The sequence below is a fragment of the Streptomyces sp. NPDC052701 genome, assembly GCF_040678355.1.
In the GTDB taxonomy this organism is placed as follows: domain Bacteria; phylum Actinomycetota; class Actinomycetes; order Streptomycetales; family Streptomycetaceae; genus Streptomyces.
In genome coordinates this window covers 57,998-72,866 of the sequence record NZ_JBFATO010000021.1, presented here as the reverse complement: position 1 = coordinate 72,866, position 14,869 = coordinate 57,998, and the positions used below count along the sequence as shown (strand labels likewise).

At 71.5% G+C, this 14,869-nt stretch carries 13 protein-coding genes and 3 pseudogenes; 7 read left to right on the top strand and 9 right to left on the bottom strand.

What is annotated here, in order from left to right; genetic code table 11:
* Window positions 1-124: 124 nt before the first annotated feature.
* The 3 genes and pseudogenes from AB0L29_RS23015 to AB0L29_RS23005 all read right to left on the bottom strand — a co-directional run.
* Entirely contained in the window at window positions 125-2,023 is a 1,899-nt protein-coding gene (locus AB0L29_RS23015; RefSeq protein ID WP_365829599.1) for a sialidase family protein, read from the bottom strand.
* Window positions 2,024-2,300: 277 nt separating this feature from the next.
* Window positions 2,301-3,149: a formate dehydrogenase accessory sulfurtransferase FdhD gene (fdhD, locus tag AB0L29_RS23010; RefSeq protein ID WP_365829598.1), complete on the bottom strand. Its 849-nt coding sequence runs from the start codon at window positions 3,147-3,149 to the stop codon at window positions 2,301-2,303.
* Window positions 3,150-3,180: 31 nt separating this feature from the next.
* Window positions 3,181-3,366: pseudogene (locus tag AB0L29_RS23005) on the bottom strand (Fe-S-binding domain-containing protein); the annotation flags it as partial.
* A gap of 290 nt (window positions 3,367-3,656) precedes the next feature.
* Here AB0L29_RS23005 and AB0L29_RS23000 point away from each other — a divergent pair.
* Together AB0L29_RS23000 and AB0L29_RS22995 are read left to right on the top strand one after the other, a co-directional pair.
* On the top strand, window positions 3,657-4,595 hold the full coding sequence (locus tag AB0L29_RS23000; protein WP_365829597.1) for a beta-ketoacyl-ACP synthase III: 939 nt from the start codon (window positions 3,657-3,659) through the stop codon (window positions 4,593-4,595).
* 150 nt (window positions 4,596-4,745) lie between these two features.
* Window positions 4,746-5,267 (top strand): DUF4158 domain-containing protein, encoded by a 522-nt coding sequence (locus AB0L29_RS22995; protein ID WP_365829596.1) that lies wholly within the window; start codon window positions 4,746-4,748, stop codon window positions 5,265-5,267.
* A 319-nt stretch (window positions 5,268-5,586) separates the two neighbouring features.
* On the opposite strand, the gene AB0L29_RS22990 is transcribed toward AB0L29_RS22995, so the two are convergent.
* The gene (locus tag AB0L29_RS22990) at window positions 5,587-7,179 is read right to left on the bottom strand and encodes an MFS transporter (protein ID WP_365829595.1); all 1,593 of its coding nucleotides are present in this window, start codon (window positions 7,177-7,179) and stop codon (window positions 5,587-5,589) included.
* Between the two features lie 134 nt (window positions 7,180-7,313).
* Window positions 7,314-8,327 (bottom strand): NAD(P)/FAD-dependent oxidoreductase, encoded by a 1,014-nt coding sequence (locus AB0L29_RS22985; protein WP_365829594.1) that lies wholly within the window; start codon window positions 8,325-8,327, stop codon window positions 7,314-7,316.
* A gap of 96 nt (window positions 8,328-8,423) precedes the next feature.
* On the opposite strand from AB0L29_RS22985, the gene AB0L29_RS22980 reads away from it, so the two are divergent.
* The 5 genes and pseudogenes from AB0L29_RS22980 to AB0L29_RS22960 all read left to right on the top strand — a co-directional run.
* Window positions 8,424-9,017 (top strand): XRE family transcriptional regulator, encoded by a 594-nt coding sequence (locus tag AB0L29_RS22980; protein ID WP_365829593.1) that lies wholly within the window; start codon window positions 8,424-8,426, stop codon window positions 9,015-9,017.
* A gap of 122 nt (window positions 9,018-9,139) precedes the next feature.
* Window positions 9,140-10,018 carry a class I SAM-dependent methyltransferase gene (locus AB0L29_RS22975; protein ID WP_365829592.1) on the top strand — a complete coding sequence of 293 codons (879 nt, stop codon included), beginning with the start codon at window positions 9,140-9,142 and terminating at the stop codon, window positions 10,016-10,018.
* 589 nt (window positions 10,019-10,607) lie between these two features.
* On the top strand, window positions 10,608-11,285 hold the full coding sequence (locus AB0L29_RS22970; RefSeq protein WP_365829591.1) for a GntR family transcriptional regulator: 678 nt from the start codon (window positions 10,608-10,610) through the stop codon (window positions 11,283-11,285).
* Between the two features lie 170 nt (window positions 11,286-11,455).
* A complete protein-coding gene (locus tag AB0L29_RS22965; RefSeq protein ID WP_365829590.1) occupies window positions 11,456-12,655 on the top strand; it encodes an IS701 family transposase in 1,200 nt (399 codons plus the stop codon).
* Window positions 12,656-12,801: 146 nt separating this feature from the next.
* Window positions 12,802-13,002 (top strand): annotated as a pseudogene (locus tag AB0L29_RS22960) (site-specific integrase); the annotation flags it as partial.
* Window positions 13,003-13,105: 103 nt separating this feature from the next.
* Here AB0L29_RS22960 and AB0L29_RS22955 read toward each other — a convergent pair.
* The 4 genes and pseudogenes from AB0L29_RS22955 to AB0L29_RS22940 form a co-directional block, all read right to left on the bottom strand.
* On the bottom strand, window positions 13,106-13,378 hold the full coding sequence (locus tag AB0L29_RS22955) for a hypothetical protein (protein WP_365829589.1): 273 nt from the start codon (window positions 13,376-13,378) through the stop codon (window positions 13,106-13,108).
* Window positions 13,379-13,660 (bottom strand): colicin D domain-containing protein, encoded by a 282-nt coding sequence (locus AB0L29_RS22950; protein ID WP_365829653.1) that lies wholly within the window; start codon window positions 13,658-13,660, stop codon window positions 13,379-13,381.
* Between the two features lie 198 nt (window positions 13,661-13,858).
* Window positions 13,859-14,329: an NUDIX domain-containing protein gene (locus AB0L29_RS22945; RefSeq protein ID WP_365829588.1), complete on the bottom strand. Its 471-nt coding sequence runs from the start codon at window positions 14,327-14,329 to the stop codon at window positions 13,859-13,861.
* Window positions 14,330-14,331: 2 nt separating this feature from the next.
* Window positions 14,332-14,799 (bottom strand): annotated as a pseudogene (locus AB0L29_RS22940) (XRE family transcriptional regulator); the annotation flags it as partial.
* Between the last annotated feature and the right edge of the window lie 70 nt (window positions 14,800-14,869).

Genomic DNA, 14,869 nt, shown 5'->3' with positions numbered 1-14,869 from the left:
CCGTCGTCGCCCCCGGGAGGCCGGTGAGCGGCGCGGCGCCGGGAACCGGGGCCGGCGGCGGGCCGGTCCCGGTTCCCGGCGCGCTGGCGTGCCCGTGCTGTGCCGTCGGGCACGCCCGGGGACGTCAGCGGCTGCCGCTCACATGATCCAGGGGGAGCCACAGGACGGTGCCCCGGGCGGCCGGCGCCGGGACGCCGGCGGCCAGTTCCTCGTCGGTGAGAGCCCGGTTCCACACCCGGACGTCGTCGATCGATCCGGTGAAGTGCGCCCGTCCGTCCACGCGCTGGCCGACGTGCACGCCGAAGGGCGAGGTGCGGCTGACCGAGCCGGGCACGTCCGCGGTGCCGACCGCCGTACCGTCGAGGAAGAGCGTCAGCCGGCCGCCGCCGCGGCGCAGGGCGAGGTGGTGCCAGCGGCCGTCGTTGCGGGCGCCGGTGCTGCGGACGTACGCCGACCGGGCGGGCGCGGCGCCGTCGCGCACGGTGATCAGGCCCTGGACGCGGTCCTCGGCCGGCTCGCCGCGCAGCCAGACCTGCGGCTGGCCGGTGCCCACGCCGCCCATCCACAGCATCGGCTGCTCCCCGGTCGTGGCCGTGTACCGGAACCACAGGGACGCCGTGAAGTCCCCGGCGCCCAGCGGGAGCCGGGGCCGGAAGCGAAGCCGTACGGCGTCGTCGGCGCCGTCGAAGGACAGCGCGCCGCCGATCGCGCCGGCCGTCCGCCGCGCGCCGCCGAGGACGGCCGCGGGCACGGCGGGCGCGGCGAGGTCGCGGGTGACCGGGTCCGGGCCGCGGCGCGGTGCCAGCCAGTCCTCGGTGAAGCGGGCGAAACGGATCTCGTCGCGCGCGTCGGCGGTGCCGCCCTCGTACATCAGGCCCGCGGTGGCGCCGTCGATCCGCACCAGGTCGGAGTAGCCGGACCAGTCGCGGGTGACGAGCGTGCCGCGGTCCACGCTGTCCCAGGTGGCGCCGCCGTCGTAGGAGGAGCGGATCATCATGGTCCGGCGGCGGTCCGGGTCGGCCGGGGCGGAGAGCAGGAGCCGGCCTCCGAAGGCCAGGGTCGCGCCCTGGACCTGGGGGGTGTACAGGCTCGGCAGGGACCTGAAGCGCGTGGCGAAGCTGTCCCCGCCGTCGAGGCTGACGGTCTGGGTGCGGTGGCCGAGGTCGGTGCCGTCCTGTTCGCGGCCGCTGACGAGGACCGCTCCGTCGGCGCGTTCGGTGAGGGTCAGCTCCGACGGCTTCTGGCGGAACGTGCCGTCCTCGGCGACCGGCCAGGAGTCGGTGGCGCCGATCCGCCAGTGGTCGCCGCCGTCGTCGCTGACGACGAGCGCGGCGTGGTTCGCGGTGACCCGGTGGCCGTCCCACGTCTCGGTGTTGACGCCGAGGACCAGACGCCCGGCGTGCCGGCCGCGGGTGAGCTGGATGCCGTGCACGGGACCGGTGGCGTACCAGGAGTTCCAGTGCGCGGGGCGGATCTGCGCGCTCAGGTCGCGCGGCTCCGACCAGGTCAGGCCGTCGTCGTCGCTGTACTGCAGGTACGGGGTGCGGTCGCACGGCACGGAGCAGTTCGCGCTGTCCGTACGGCCCGGGTTGTAGGTCTCCGCCAGCAGGATGCGGCCGGTGGCGCGGTCCACGACCGGGGCCGGGTTGCCGTGCGTGTCGCCGCCGCCGTCGTTGACGACCTGGAGCGGGCCCCAGGTGCGTCCGCCGTCGGTGGAGCGCTTGAGGACGATGTCGATGTCGGCCGCGTCCCCGCAGTTGAGGACGCGGCCCTCGGCGAAGGCCAGGAGCGTGCCGCGGGTGGTCCGCACGACCGCCGGGATCCGGAAGCAGGCGTAGCCGGGATCCTGGGAGGCCCTGAAGAGCACCTGCTGCTCGAACGGAGCCGTGGACGCGGGGCGCCGGGCGTGCGCGGGGGAGGGCGCCGCGGCCGTGACGGCCAGGACGAGCAGGACGAGCAGTGCGGTCGGGGTGGTTCTGGGACGGGCGCGGGGCCCTCGCGGAACGGAGCGACCTGTCGGCATGCGGCGACCTGCCCTTCGGCGTGTGTCGGTGGTCCGGTGTCTGTCGGTGTTCCACTCGTCCGGACATCAGGACATCCCATGTCCGATGCCGCGCCACGACGTTAGTGGGAGGCCGCCACGTCCCACAAGGACCGTGCGTGTGTCACCGAGGGGAACGAGCACCGCCGCGCCGACGCCGCCGCGTGTCCGCGGTGCGCGGGGCCGGGGCGGGGCCCTCGTGGCGCAGGGGGCGCTCCCCGCCGGCCGGGGTCCCGCCGCCGTGCCGCGGTGAGCCGGTTCAGCCCTGGGCGGCCGCGGCCCGCAGGGCGATCCGGTGCTCGCCCGCGTACACGTTCATGGAGCTGCCCCGCAGGAAGCCCACCAGCGTCAGCCCCGTCTCCACGGCCAGGTCCACCGCCAGGGACGACGGCGCCGAGACCGCCGCCAGCACCGGGATCCCGGCCATGACCGCCTTCTGCGCCAGCTCGAAGGAGGCCCGGCCGGAGACCAGCAGGACGCTCCGCGACAGGGGCAGGGCGCCCTCCCGCAGGGCCCGTCCGACCAGCTTGTCGACCGCGTTGTGGCGGCCCACGTCCTCCCGCACGTCCAGCAGCTCGCCGTCCTCGTCGAACAGGGCCGCCGCGTGCAGCCCCCCGGTCCGGTCGAAGACGCGCTGGGCCGCGCGCAGCCGGTCGGGCAGGCCCGCCAGCAGCTCGGGGCCGAGGCGCAGCGGGGGAGTGTCGGCGACGGGCCAGCGGGCCGTCGTGCGCACCGCGTCCAGGCTGGCCTTGCCGCACAGGCCGCAGGAGGAGGTGGTGTAGACGTTGCGTTCGAGGGTGATGTCGGGGATCGTCACGCCCGGCGCCGTCTTCACGTCCACCACGTTGTAGGTGTTCGCCCCGTCGGCGGTCGCCCCGGCGCAGTAGACGATGCTCTGCAGGTCGCGGGCGTCGCCGAGCACGCCCTCGCTCACCAGGAATCCGGCGGCCAGCGCGAAGTCGTCGCCCGGGGTGCGCATGGTGATCGCCAGCGGCCGGCCGTTCAGCCGGATCTCCAGGGGCTCCTCGGCGACGAGCGTGTCCGGACGGCTGGAGACCGCCCCGTCCCGGATCCGGAGCACCTTGCGTCGTTCCGTGACTCGTCCCATGTCCCCATCAGTCCCGTCCGGTCGGTCCCGCTCAGTCCCGGTTCTGCACGTGCTGGTGGCCGAAACGGCCCTTGCCGCACAGGGTGCCGTGGGTCACCGGGTTCTCCTGCGGCGAGGTGACCTTCACGATCCCATTGTCCCGCACGTGCGGCGTGCGGCCGCGGCCCGCTCCGCAGTACCCGCACACCGTCGTCGCCCGCGTCTGCCTCGACTCGTCCGACCTACCCACCTACCTGCCTACCCGCCGCCCGCAGGGCGGACTCCGGCGGAGCGTGCGGGCCGGCACGGCCCCGCCCCGCACGAACCCGCGCAAAGGCCACCCGGTCGTGCGCCGGACGGCCCGGGAGGGCCGGCCGACGGGTTCCGCGGGTGGCCGCCCGGGCGTCCGGGGTGAGGGAAGCCGACAAGCCGGGCGCTCGATTCCTGTCGGATCACCTGCCGTCGTACCCGCCGGTCACTGATCACACTGGTGCATCCCGCCATACCCGCACCGAGGGGGATCCACCCATGCACGGCTCGCGCATCACCGCCGTCGGCCACTACCAGCCCGCCCGGGTCCTCACCAACGAGGACCTGGCGGGCATGGTCGACACCAGCGACGAGTGGATCAGAACCCGGGTGGGCATCCGCACCCGCCGGATCGCCGGGCCCGACGAGCCCGTCGACGAACTGGCCGCCCACGCCGCCGCCAAGGCGCTCGCCGCGGCCGGGCGGGCACCCGCCGACGTCGACCTGGTGCTGGTCGCCACGTCCACCGCCATCGACCGCTCGCCGAACATGGCCGCCCGGGTCGCCGCCCGCCTCGGCATCCCCTCGCCCGCCGCGATGGACGTCAACGTGGTGTGCGCCGGCTTCACCCACGCCCTGGCCACCGCCGACCACGCCGTCCGCGCGGGCGCCGCGAGCCGCGTCCTGGTCATCGGCGCCGACAAGATGTCCGACGTGGCCGACTGGAGCGACCGCACCACCTGCGTGCTCGTCGGCGACGGGGCGGGTGCCGCGGTGGTGGAGGCCGCGCGGGAGCCCGGCGTCGGCCCGGTGCTGTGGGGCTCGGTGCCCGAGATGGGGCACGCGGTGCGGATCGAGGGGACCCCGCCGCGGTTCGCGCAGGAAGGGCAGAGCGTGTACCGCTGGGCGACCACGCGGCTGCCGTCCATCGCGCGCGAGGTCTGCGAGAAGGCCGGGCTGGCGCCGGCGGACCTGGCCGCGGTCGTCCTGCACCAGGCGAACCTGCGCATCGTCGAACCCCTCGCCCGGAAGATCGGCGCGGTGAACGCCGTGGTCGCGCGGGACGTCACCGAGTCCGGCAACACCTCGGCCGCGAGCGTGCCGCTCGCCTTCTCCAAACTCGTCGAGCAGGGCGCCATCTCGTCCGGCGACCCGGTGCTGCTGTTCGCCTTCGGCGGGAACCTCTCCTACGCGGGCCAGGTCGTGCGCTGTCCCTGAGGGCGGGGCGGCCGTACGCGGGGTATCGCCCAGACACGGGTCAAAGGGGCAATGAGTTGGTCTCGGAGCCCTGAACATCTCGATCCGTCACCCGTTCGGCTCAGTGTCGTTGGTCGTGATGTTGTTGCCGTCCGGTCCCGGGGCGGGACTGTGACCTCGATCGAGCGGACCGCGTACCCGCGGTTCAAGCGGCTGATCACCGCGCATGAATTGCCTCTGTTCTTCTCGCCGGCTCGTGATGAGCTTCAGTGGGCGGCCGATGCCACGGACGGTGACGAGCATCTGCTGGCCCTGCTGCCGATGCTGAAGTCGTACCAGCGCATGGGCTGCTTCCCCTCGCCGGAGGAAGTCCTGGAGCAGGCGGTGGAGTTCGTACGGCGCCAGGTTGAGCTGCCGGAGGGCACGCTGCCGCTGTACCGGGCGGAGGTTTTTCACAACGCCCTGGGCGTCGTGGAGATCGCCCGCCAGCTCCAGGAAGAGGGCCGGACGATCGAGCCGGAGGACCTGGCCCGCATCTCGCCGTACCTGACCGAGCACATCAACCGGTTCGGCGAGCACTCCACCCACGAGCTCGGCATCCAGCCCGGCGCGTACGGGACGAAGCCGGATGTCGGCTTCACCCCGCTGCGTGAACCGGGCCCGGCCGCCGCTGGCTGCGGCCGGGCCGCGTGACCTGGCCGTGTCGCCGTCATGAGCCCATGGGCGGGACACGCGAATTCTGTTCGACATCACCGCCAGCGGCCCCGGTCAGGGCCTGCTCCCATTCCGAGATCCCGACACCGCCGAAGACGACGGGGAAGAGGACTGACGGCCGGAGCACCCGGGACGTGGGGCCGAGGCCGGGGCGTCGTTGGTGGCCGCATGCCATGGCCCGGGGGGCACGAAATCGGCGCACGGTCAGCCGGGCCGGGGTCCGGCCGGCTGACCGTGCGCCGGCGAACGCGACGTACGCGGAGCGGTGTGCCCGGTGTGCGTCCGGACTCTTGTACGGTCAGCGAGCGGCGACGGTCTCGGCGGGGGCTTGCTCGTCGGTGTCCGCGGAGGGTGTGTTCTCGGGGCCGCGGAAGGCGATGTAGACGAACAGGACGGCCATGATGGCGGTGCCTGCCCACATGGCCTGCTGCCAGCCGTCGACGAAGGACTGCTGGGCTGCGTCGAGCAGGTCCTGTGCGTGCGATCCGGTGCTCCCCGCGACCCCGACGGCGTTGGCGACGCCTTCGCGGGCGGTGTCCGCGGCGCTTCGGGGGATGCCGTTCAGCTTGTCGTCGATGGAGCTTTGGTAGCCGGCGGAGACGAGCGCGCCGAGCAGGGCGACGCCGAGTGCGGTGCCGAACTCGCGGGTGACGTCGTTGAGGGCGGAGGCGACGCCCTGCTTCTCGCGCGGCAGGGAGGCGGTGATGGCTTCCGTGGACGGGGTCATCGACAGGCCCATGCCGACGCCCATGGCAAGCAGGCCGGGCAGGACGGACAGGTAGCCGCCGTCGACGGAGACGAACAGCGCCATGAGCGCCATGCCGGCGCCGGCCAGCGCAATGCCCACCACCGTGGTGGCGCGGGCGCCGGTACGCGCGGCGAGCTCGGGGGCCAGTCCGGAGGCCATCATCATCGCGAGGGCCATGGGCATCATCGCGACCGTGGAGAGCAGGCCCGACCAGCCGAGCACGGCCTGGAAGAACGGGAAGAGGACCACGCCGATGCCCGCCTGGACGCCGAAGACGACCAGAAGCGTGACCGAGCCGCCGGCCAGAGTGCGCCTGCCGAACAGCCGGACGTCCAGCAGGCCGGTGTCCCGGCGGTGCAGCTCCCAGGCGATGAAGCCGGTGCCGGCGATGAGGCCGGCCGTGAGGCTGATCAGTGTCCGGGGGGCGGTCCAGCCGTGTTCGGGGCCTTCTTGCAGGACGAAGATGAGGCCGGTCACCGCGATCGCGGAGAGGAGAGCGCCGATGGTGTCGAATCGGTGGGGCGAGGTCTCGCGGGAGTTGGGGACCGACTTCAGCGTCATGGCCAGGGCCGCGACGACGAGGACGGCCGGGAGGACGAACAGCCAGCGCCAGTCGGCGACGTCGACGAGGAGCGCGGACAGGAACATGCCCAGGATGCCGCCGCCGCCGGCGATGCCGGTCCACACGCCGATCGCCTTGCCGCGCTGTTCTTCGGGGAAGGTGGAAGTGATGACGGCCAGCGTGATCGGCATGATCATTGCGGCGCCGATACCGCCGGCCGCGCGGGCGGCGAGCATCACTTCCGCGGTCGGGGCCAGGCCCGCGAGGACGGTGGCGGTGCCGAAGACGCCCAGTCCGGCGACGAGCATGGGCTTGCGGCCCAGGCGGTCGCCCAGGGCGCCGAGCGGCAGCAGCAGCGCTGCCAGGACCAGGGTGTAGATGTTGATGATCCACAGGACCGTGCTCTGGGACGCGCCGAATTCCACGGCCATGTGGGTCTGCGCGACGTTCAGTCCGGTCACCGAGGCGATGACCGCCATCAGGGCGATGGAGACGGCGGTCAGGACCTTGCGCAGCTGACGCGCGTCGGGGACACCCCCGTTACCGGCCTCCACGGCCTGTGCGGGCTGGTCCGTACTCATGGATTTCCTCTCAGAAAGGGCATGCCGAGGTAGCGCCGGAGCAGGGCCGGTCGCCGAGCAAAAAAGAGGGGGGTGGGCGGGGCACCGCGCGCATCGCCAGGCGGTCGAGCGGCGGCGGGTGCCGTGCCGGAATGTCAGGGGGCGGGCGTGTTGCCCTGGGCTGCGTGGAGGGCCGCGTCGGTGTCCGCGGTGGCCAGCACGCTGTTGATGTGGGCGCCGGCCAGGGCTCCGGCCGCTGCGGAGGCGCCGACCTGGGCGGCGAGGTCGGTGGCGTTGCCGGCCACCCACACACCCGGCACCTCGGTGGTGCCGGCCATGCCGGAGGCGAAACCGTGGCCCATGCCGCCCGGCAGCTCCTGCATCGGCAGGCTCAGGCCCTCCAGGCCCTGGGTGCGGGCCTGCATCCGCGTGGCGACCGCGAGGACGCGGCGGGCCACGACCTGACCGTCGGCCAGGCGCACCCCGGCGAGGGCGCCGTCCTCGTGGTTGACGACCTCCTCGACCGGGGTGTCGACGATGCGGATGCCGCGGGCAGTGAAGCGGGCCCGGGTGTCCTCGTCCAGGTCGGTGCCGTGGGTGAAGTAGGTCAAATCCTCGGTCAGCTGACGGAACAGGAACGCGTGGCCGGTGGAGGCCGGGCCGGTGGCGAGGACGCCGATGGGCTCATCGCGCACCTCCCAGCCGTGGCAGTACGGGCAGTGCACCACACTGTGCCCCCAGTGCTCGGCGAGCCCGGGCACCTCCGGCAGCGCATCCGTGAGGCCGGTGGCCACCAGGATGCGGCGAGCGGTGATGCTGCGGCCGTCGGCCAGGGAGACGGTGAACCGCAGATCCCCGTCCACCGACGGGGCGGCGGACTCGGCCGAGATCACCTCGCCGAGGACGACGCGTCCGCCGTACTGGCGCACCTGTTCCCGGCCCCGTCGAAGGATCTCGGGCGGCGGGGTGCCGTCCAGGACGACGAAGCCGTGCACGGCCTTCGCGGGCGCGTTGCGCGGAGAGCCGCTGTCGATCACGACGACCGAGCGGCGGGAGCGGGCGAGCGTCAGTGCACCGTTCAGCCCCGCGGCGCCCCCGCCGATCACCACCGCGTCGACGGTCCCCTCGGGCAGTGCGTCGCTCGCGTACGGAGAAGTCGTCACAGCCATGGCCTCCTGCCTTTCCTCGTGCGTGGCCCCACACGTTGCGGACCAGCCACACACGACGCTAAGCCAGGTATGCAATACGGGCATACGATGTTGCCCATGACGCAAGAAGACGGAGATCTGGACAGCCTCGTACGCAAACGCCTCCGCGCTCTGCGGGTGGCGCAGGGCTGGTCCCTGGAGGAGCTGGCCTCCCGCGCCCACCTCAGCCAGTCCTCACTGAGCCGCATCGAGAACGGTCAGCGCCGCCTCGCCCTGGACCAGCTCGTCACCCTCGCCCGCGCGCTGGACACCACCCTCGATCAGCTCGTGGAGACCGCCACCGACGACGTCATCACCAGCCCGACGATCGACAGCACCCGCGGCCGGATGCGCTGGACCGTCAAGGCCGACCCCGGGATGAGCGTGGTGCGCCAGCGCCTGACCGAACCACCCCCTGAGAACCCGGCGCGCATGCGTGCCCACCCGGGGCGCGAATGGCTCGTCGTCCTGTCCGGCACCGCCGTCCTCATGCTCGGCCACCGCCGCTTCCGTCTCGAGACCAACCAGGCGGCCGAATTCCCCACGATGATGCCGCACGCGATCGGCGCCGAAGGCGGACCCTGCGAGATCCTGGGCATCTTCGACCGCGACGCCCGCCGCGGCCACCAGCGCGACGGCGACGGCGACGGCGAAGAGAGCGCTCCCGTGTGACGACCGGTTCCGCGGCCCGCGCGGAGGCGGCTCTTGCGCGTCGGGCAGCACACCCGGCCATCGTCTTGCGTAAACCGGGATGTTCAGTGCCATAGAGGCATAATCGCCCTAGGGTGAAAAACATGAGCCACGCGCACACCCGCACCCCCCACCACGGCGCCTCCCACGGCCGGCACCACGGCCACCGAATCGACACCGACGGCCAGGCCGAGATCCTCGACCTGGACGCCGAGGTCCTCGTCGAGCACACCGCCTCCATCACCGCATGGCTGCCGCTGAAGACCCGCCCACACCACATCGTGGACCTGGGCTGCGGCACCGGCGCGGGCACCTTCGCCCTCCTCGACCGCTTCCCCGACGCGCACATCACCGCCGTCGACGCCTCCGCCGACCACCTCCAGCGCCTGCGCACCAAGGCATGCGCCCGCGGCGTCGAGGACCGCGTACGCACGGTGCAGGCCGACCTCGACGACGACGCCTGGCCGGACCTCGGCTCACCGGACCTGGTGTGGGCGTCGGCCTCGATGCACCACATGGCCCACCCCGACCGCGCGCTGCGCACCGTCCACGACGCGCTCGCGCCCGGCGGCCTGTTCGCCGTCGTGGAACTGGCCGGCCACCCCCGCTTTCTGCCCGGGAACGCCCCCGCGGACCGGCCCGGCCTGGAAGAGCGCGTCCATGCCGCGGCCGACCGCCGCCAAGCCGAACACATGCCCCACCGCGGCGCCGACTGGGGCCCGATGCTGACCGCCGCCGGCTTCACCATAGAGGGCGAACGCACCATCGCCGTCGACATCGAAGGCGACCGCAGCGAGGCGATCGGCCGCTACGCCGTCGCCGTCCTGCAGCGCGTCCGCAGCGTCGTCGCCGACAGGCTCACCCCCGAAGACCTCGCCGCGCTCGACCGACTCCTCGACACCAGCGGCCCGCACGGCATCCTGCGCCGCAACGACCTGACGGTACGCACCGAACGCACTGTCTGGGCCGCCCGGCGCGCCTGACACCGAGCGCGGGGGTGCCACGTCCGGCGCGGTCACGCGGAACCAGGCCGTCGCATCCGCGTGACGCAAGGGCACTCCCACGAATGACCAGTTGCGAGAGTTCTGCGAACACCCCGGAGCCGATCGTGAATCCGCAGGTCGTCGTCTGCAGAAGTCCTCCCGGAACCGGCGAGTCGTGCGAGGCGGTTCCGAGACGCTGCCGGGGTGGATCTGGCGCCCGATCAGGCCGCAACCGCGGCAGGACGAAACGACTGTCCGGAGTGTGAAGCCCCGGCCGGCAGCGCGTGCCGCGCCCGCAGCGGAAAGTGCGCGACGAAGTACCACACCGCCCGCTTCATCCTCGTCCCCGCGCTCCGCGAGGAGCTTGAGGCGAGCGTGCCGGAGGACCAGGGCCCGGGGCGGCCGTGGAAGCCGGGCCGCCCGGCCGCCGGCCCCGGGGCCGCGTCGCGCGGCCGTGACGCGGCCAACTCGACGACCCCCTGGCCTTCGTGCGCCGTAGACTGTAGACGAAAGACAATGGACGTGTCGGCCCGGTGGTGCCGCGAGCGCTCCGCGCGCCGTGCACGGCCTGCCGAGGAGGGGGACCGCGATGTTGTCGGCAGGACTGCCCCGGGGGGCGGTGCCCAAGCTCGAACGGCCCGGCCCGTTGCGCGACCGCGTCTACGAGGCGCTGCTCGAACTCATCACCACCCGTGCCCTCCAGCCCGGTCAGCACCTCGTCGAGAGCGAGCTCGCCGGGCACCTCGGCGTCTCCCGCCAGCCGGTGCGGGAGGCGCTGCAGCGGCTCAACACCGAGGGGTGGGTCGACCTGCGGCCTGCGCAGGGCGCGTTCGTGCACGAACCGACGGAGGAGGAGGCCGACCAGCTCCTCACCGTCCGTACGCTCCTGGAGGCCGAGGCCGCCCGGCTCGCCGCCGCCCACGCCGACGACGCCGGTATCGAGGCCCTGCGCGAGGTGCTGGAGCAGGGGCTGCGGGCCGTCGCCGCCGACGACGTGGACACCGCCGTGGCCCTCAACGCCCGGTTCCACGCCAAGATCATGGAACTGGCCGGCAACGCGGTCCTCGCCGAACTCGCCGCGCGGGTAGACCGGCGGGTGCGCTGGTACTACACGCCGGTCGCCCGGCAGCGCGGACAGCGGTCCTGGGACGAGCACCGCGAGCTGATCGCCGCCATCGCGGACCGCGACGAGCAGCGCGCCACCCGGCTGATGCGCGAACACACCGAGCACACCCGGCGCTCCTACCACGCGCTCCGGCGGTCCTAGTACTCCCATTGCAGTTCGCTGTCTCTGCTGGTCAGAGGCATCTTCTCGAGTCTGTTCGGCTGCCGTGGCGCCTGGTGCCGGAAGTTCGTGACCTCCACCGCGGCGGTCTGCTGTGATTGTCGTGCAGGAGGTGCGGCCCGACGACTGGTCGGTGGAATTGGAAGAGGTACTTGGAGGTACTTGTTCGGGTCGGTCGCCGGTTCGGGCGGGTGGACCTGCGGCGGCAGATGCGAGCCTATGTCCATGGCCTGCTCGGCCCGGTGGGCCGGAAGAACAGCCGGCAGCTGGCCGAGTACGTAGGCCACCGCACCCCTGCGGACCTGCAGAATCCGCTGAACCGTGCACGCTGGAATCCTGGCGAGGCGCGTGATGACCTGCAGGAGTACGTCGCCGAGAAGCTCGGGGAGCCGGGCGGTGTGCTGATCCTCGACGACACCGGCTTCCTGAAGAAGGACACGGTCCCGGCCGGCGTCCGGCGGCAGTACCCGGGGACCGCCGGCCGCACGGAGAACTGCCAGACCGGGGTCTTTGCCGCCTACGCTTCCCGGCGGGGACGGGCACTGGTGGACCGGGAGTTGTATCTGCCGAAGTCCTGGACGGCGGACCGGGACCGCTGCGGGGCGGCGAAGATACCCGACGACCGAGACTTCGCGACCAAGGGCGACCTCGCCAAAGCCATGATCCAGCGCGCCTTGTCCTCGCTGCTGCCCATCGCCTGGGTGACTGCGGACTCGGCCTATGGCCAGGAGTGGCGGCTGCGGCGGATGCTGGAGGAAGCCGGCGTCGGTCACGTCCTGGCCCTCCCGAAGTCCCAGCCCGTCCCCGCGCGGGGCCGGATCGATCTCGTCACCGCCCAGGCGCCGGACGAGGCCTGGGAGCGTCATTCCTGCGGTGAGGGGGCGAAAGGGCCGCGCGTCTACGACTGGGCCGCGGCGAAACTGCCGGCCGTCTACGACTTCGACGGCGATCAGCCCACGCACGACCGGTGGGTTCTGGCCCGCCGCAGCCTCGCTCGGCCGGAAGAGATCGCCTACTACCTCGCCTACGCACCTGTCGGCGCAGAGGTTTCCGAACTGGCCCGGGTAGCCGGCAGCCGGTGGGCGATCGAAAAGTGCTTCCAGGCCGCGAAGAACGAATGCGGCCTGGACCAGTACGAGGTCCGCCGCTGTCCGGGCCGGTACCGGCACATCATCCTCGCCATGCTGGCCCACGCCTTCCTCGCGGCCATGTCCGCCACCGCAACGACGGCAAGGAGGGCCGCAGAAACGGTTCCGGTGTCCTTGCGCCCCTCACCGTGGCAGAAGTCCGGCGGCTCCCGGCAGTTCACCGTCCCCCACCGGCACACCGGCGGAAAGCCGGTCACGTGCTGAGCTGGTCCTGGTGGCGGCGCCGCCACCAGGCAACCGCACGACGCTGCCACTACCGCCGCCGCGGTGGAGGTTACGAACTTCCGGCACCAGGCGCCACGGCAGCCGAACAGACTCGAGAAGGCGCCTCTGACCAGCAGAGACAGCGAACTGCAACTGGACTACTGGAACAGGGCGTCGACCTCGTCGTGATCAAGGAACTCCTCGGCCACGCCCACATCGGCGTCACCGCCACCGTCTACGCCCACGTCCGACTCCGTCTCCAACACCAGGCCATCGACACCCGCGGCAACGCCCTCGGCGAGAACGACGCTCCAGACGACCCGCCCATCGCAGCCATCGTCCGCTGACGTTGCCGTCAGCGTTGCCGTCAAACGGCCATGGGCGGGTCCCCCGGCCTCCGAGCCGGGGGACCCACCCATTCCTCTGCCAAAGCGACTTGTTCGAATCTGGCTACTGCAGGAGCACGCGCATTCGCCGCGCGATATCAGCTGCCTTCAGCCGAACCTGGTCATCGTCCAGCAGGTCAGGCATACCGATGCCAGCTGAGTCGTAGTCGTGCGCGACATAGAAGAGATCTGTCGCCGCCTCATACTGCTCGGCTGTCGGATACGAGCCGCCGTACCCCTTGTACAGGGGAAGGCAGACAAGAGAGAACTCTGAAGGAGAGATCCGCCCTTCGGACACAGCCTCCGCAAGTACCAGGAAGGGTTCCAACGTCGCCATTTACAGTTTCCCTTGCATGGTCAGGTACCAGAACTGGTCTGAAGTCACATCCGACTTCCAAGCTCCCAGCATCTCGCCCGACTCAATGTCCACCGAGACGTGACGCCCGGTATTGAGATCCACGTAGTGCCGGGCAGGGATCCCGCGATATGTTCCCGCGATCTGAACGTTCCCTGGATCCTTAACGAAGCCTTCCAAGGCGTTCACGAATGCCTGCTTGCTCGCCTTACTCTCCTTCGCAGTGACCCCGAAGTCAGCAGCATGTTTGAAATGATGAGGCACTCTGTTCGAATCGACCCACACGGATCCACACCCCGGACCTGAGTTATGAACCAGGACCGGCGTCGAGCCCGCGAGCACATAGTACGTGTGCTACGCGAAGCCTTCGACCTGCTTTTTCGCAGGTCAAGTGCGGTTTGCTGGTCCGGTGACGTGCGCGGGTGTCCGGGGTTGTTGCCGTCGCTACTGCCGTCAGACGGTTCAGCCCAGGTACGGCTTCTCGCGCTGTTCCAGGAAGTGCTGGAGCCTGAGTCGTTGGGTGTGGTGCATCGGCAACTGCTGGATTTCTTCCGGCGGTACGAACCGGAGTTCGGTGGACTCGTCGGAGATTGCCAGCTGGCCGCCGGTGATGCGGGCGGTGAAGCAGACGTTGAACTGACGGCGGACCTCGCCGTCGGTGTACGCGATGATGTGTTTCGGGTCGGTGTAGGTGCCGACCAGGCCGGTGATCTCGATGTCGAGGCCGGTTTCTTCCTTGACTTCGCGGACGGCCGTGCCGGGCAGGGAGTCGGTGAGGTCCATGCCTCCGCCGGGCAGTGCCCATAGGTCGTTGTCGCGGCGGCGCTGGAGGAGGATGCGCCCGTGGTCGTCGGTGACGACGGCGGAGGCGGCGACGACCATGCTGTTCGGCTTGGGTGCGGTGGGGTCGTCGTAGTACTCGGTGCGGGCCACAGTCAGCCTTCCTGTTGTACGGGGGTTGCCGTCGCCCACACGGCATCGAAGCTCTCGGCGTAGGTGTCGAACATGCCGCCTGTCTCGTGTCGGCGAAGATGCCATACGGGGGCGGCGTAGGCGTTGACGCCCCAGACATGGGCGTTGACGAGTTGCTGGTCGTCGGCGCGGTAGAGGGAGTTGTAGAGCGTGGTTTCGTGGGTGCGGACTTCGATGCCGGGGGTGCCGGCGAGCGGCCTGTAGTGCATGAGGGCGAGGCGGCAGCGGGATTCGATGCCATGGCCGAACCGCTCCTCCTGGCCGCGGGCTTGGACGTTGTCGCTGTCGGCGTCCCCGATCGCAACGCGGACGGTGCAGCCTTCGGCGGCGCGCTCGGTGAGGAGTTCGTTCAGCCGTGGGTAAGCCTCGTGGAGGAATACGGCCGTGTAGACGAGGATGTCGATCCGTTCCCGGGCCTGGGCCATCAAGTCTCGTCATGCCCCGAGCAGCACCAACACGCCCACATCCACGGCCGGTTACTGATCGGGGCCACACACCCGA

What these genes read in the sequence shown, in the direction of transcription:
- AB0L29_RS23015 (WP_365829599.1), bottom strand. Translation starts at nt 2,023, where the DNA reads ATGCCGACAGGTCGCTCCGTTCCGCGAGGGCCCCGCGCCCGTCCCAGA.
- fdhD (WP_365829598.1), bottom strand. Translation starts at nt 3,149, where the DNA reads ATGGGACGAGTCACGGAACGACGCAAGGTGCTCCGGATCCGGGACGGG.
- AB0L29_RS23000 (WP_365829597.1), top strand. Translation starts at nt 3,657, where the DNA reads ATGCACGGCTCGCGCATCACCGCCGTCGGCCACTACCAGCCCGCCCGG.
- AB0L29_RS22990 (WP_365829595.1), bottom strand. Translation starts at nt 7,179, where the DNA reads ATGAGTACGGACCAGCCCGCACAGGCCGTGGAGGCCGGTAACGGGGGT.
- AB0L29_RS22985 (WP_365829594.1), bottom strand. Translation starts at nt 8,327, where the DNA reads ATGGCTGTGACGACTTCTCCGTACGCGAGCGACGCACTGCCCGAGGGG.
- AB0L29_RS22980 (WP_365829593.1), top strand. Translation starts at nt 8,424, where the DNA reads ATGACGCAAGAAGACGGAGATCTGGACAGCCTCGTACGCAAACGCCTC.
- AB0L29_RS22975 (WP_365829592.1), top strand. Translation starts at nt 9,140, where the DNA reads ATGAGCCACGCGCACACCCGCACCCCCCACCACGGCGCCTCCCACGGC.
- AB0L29_RS22970 (WP_365829591.1), top strand. Translation starts at nt 10,608, where the DNA reads ATGTTGTCGGCAGGACTGCCCCGGGGGGCGGTGCCCAAGCTCGAACGG.
- AB0L29_RS22955 (WP_365829589.1), bottom strand. Translation starts at nt 13,378, where the DNA reads ATGGCGACGTTGGAACCCTTCCTGGTACTTGCGGAGGCTGTGTCCGAA.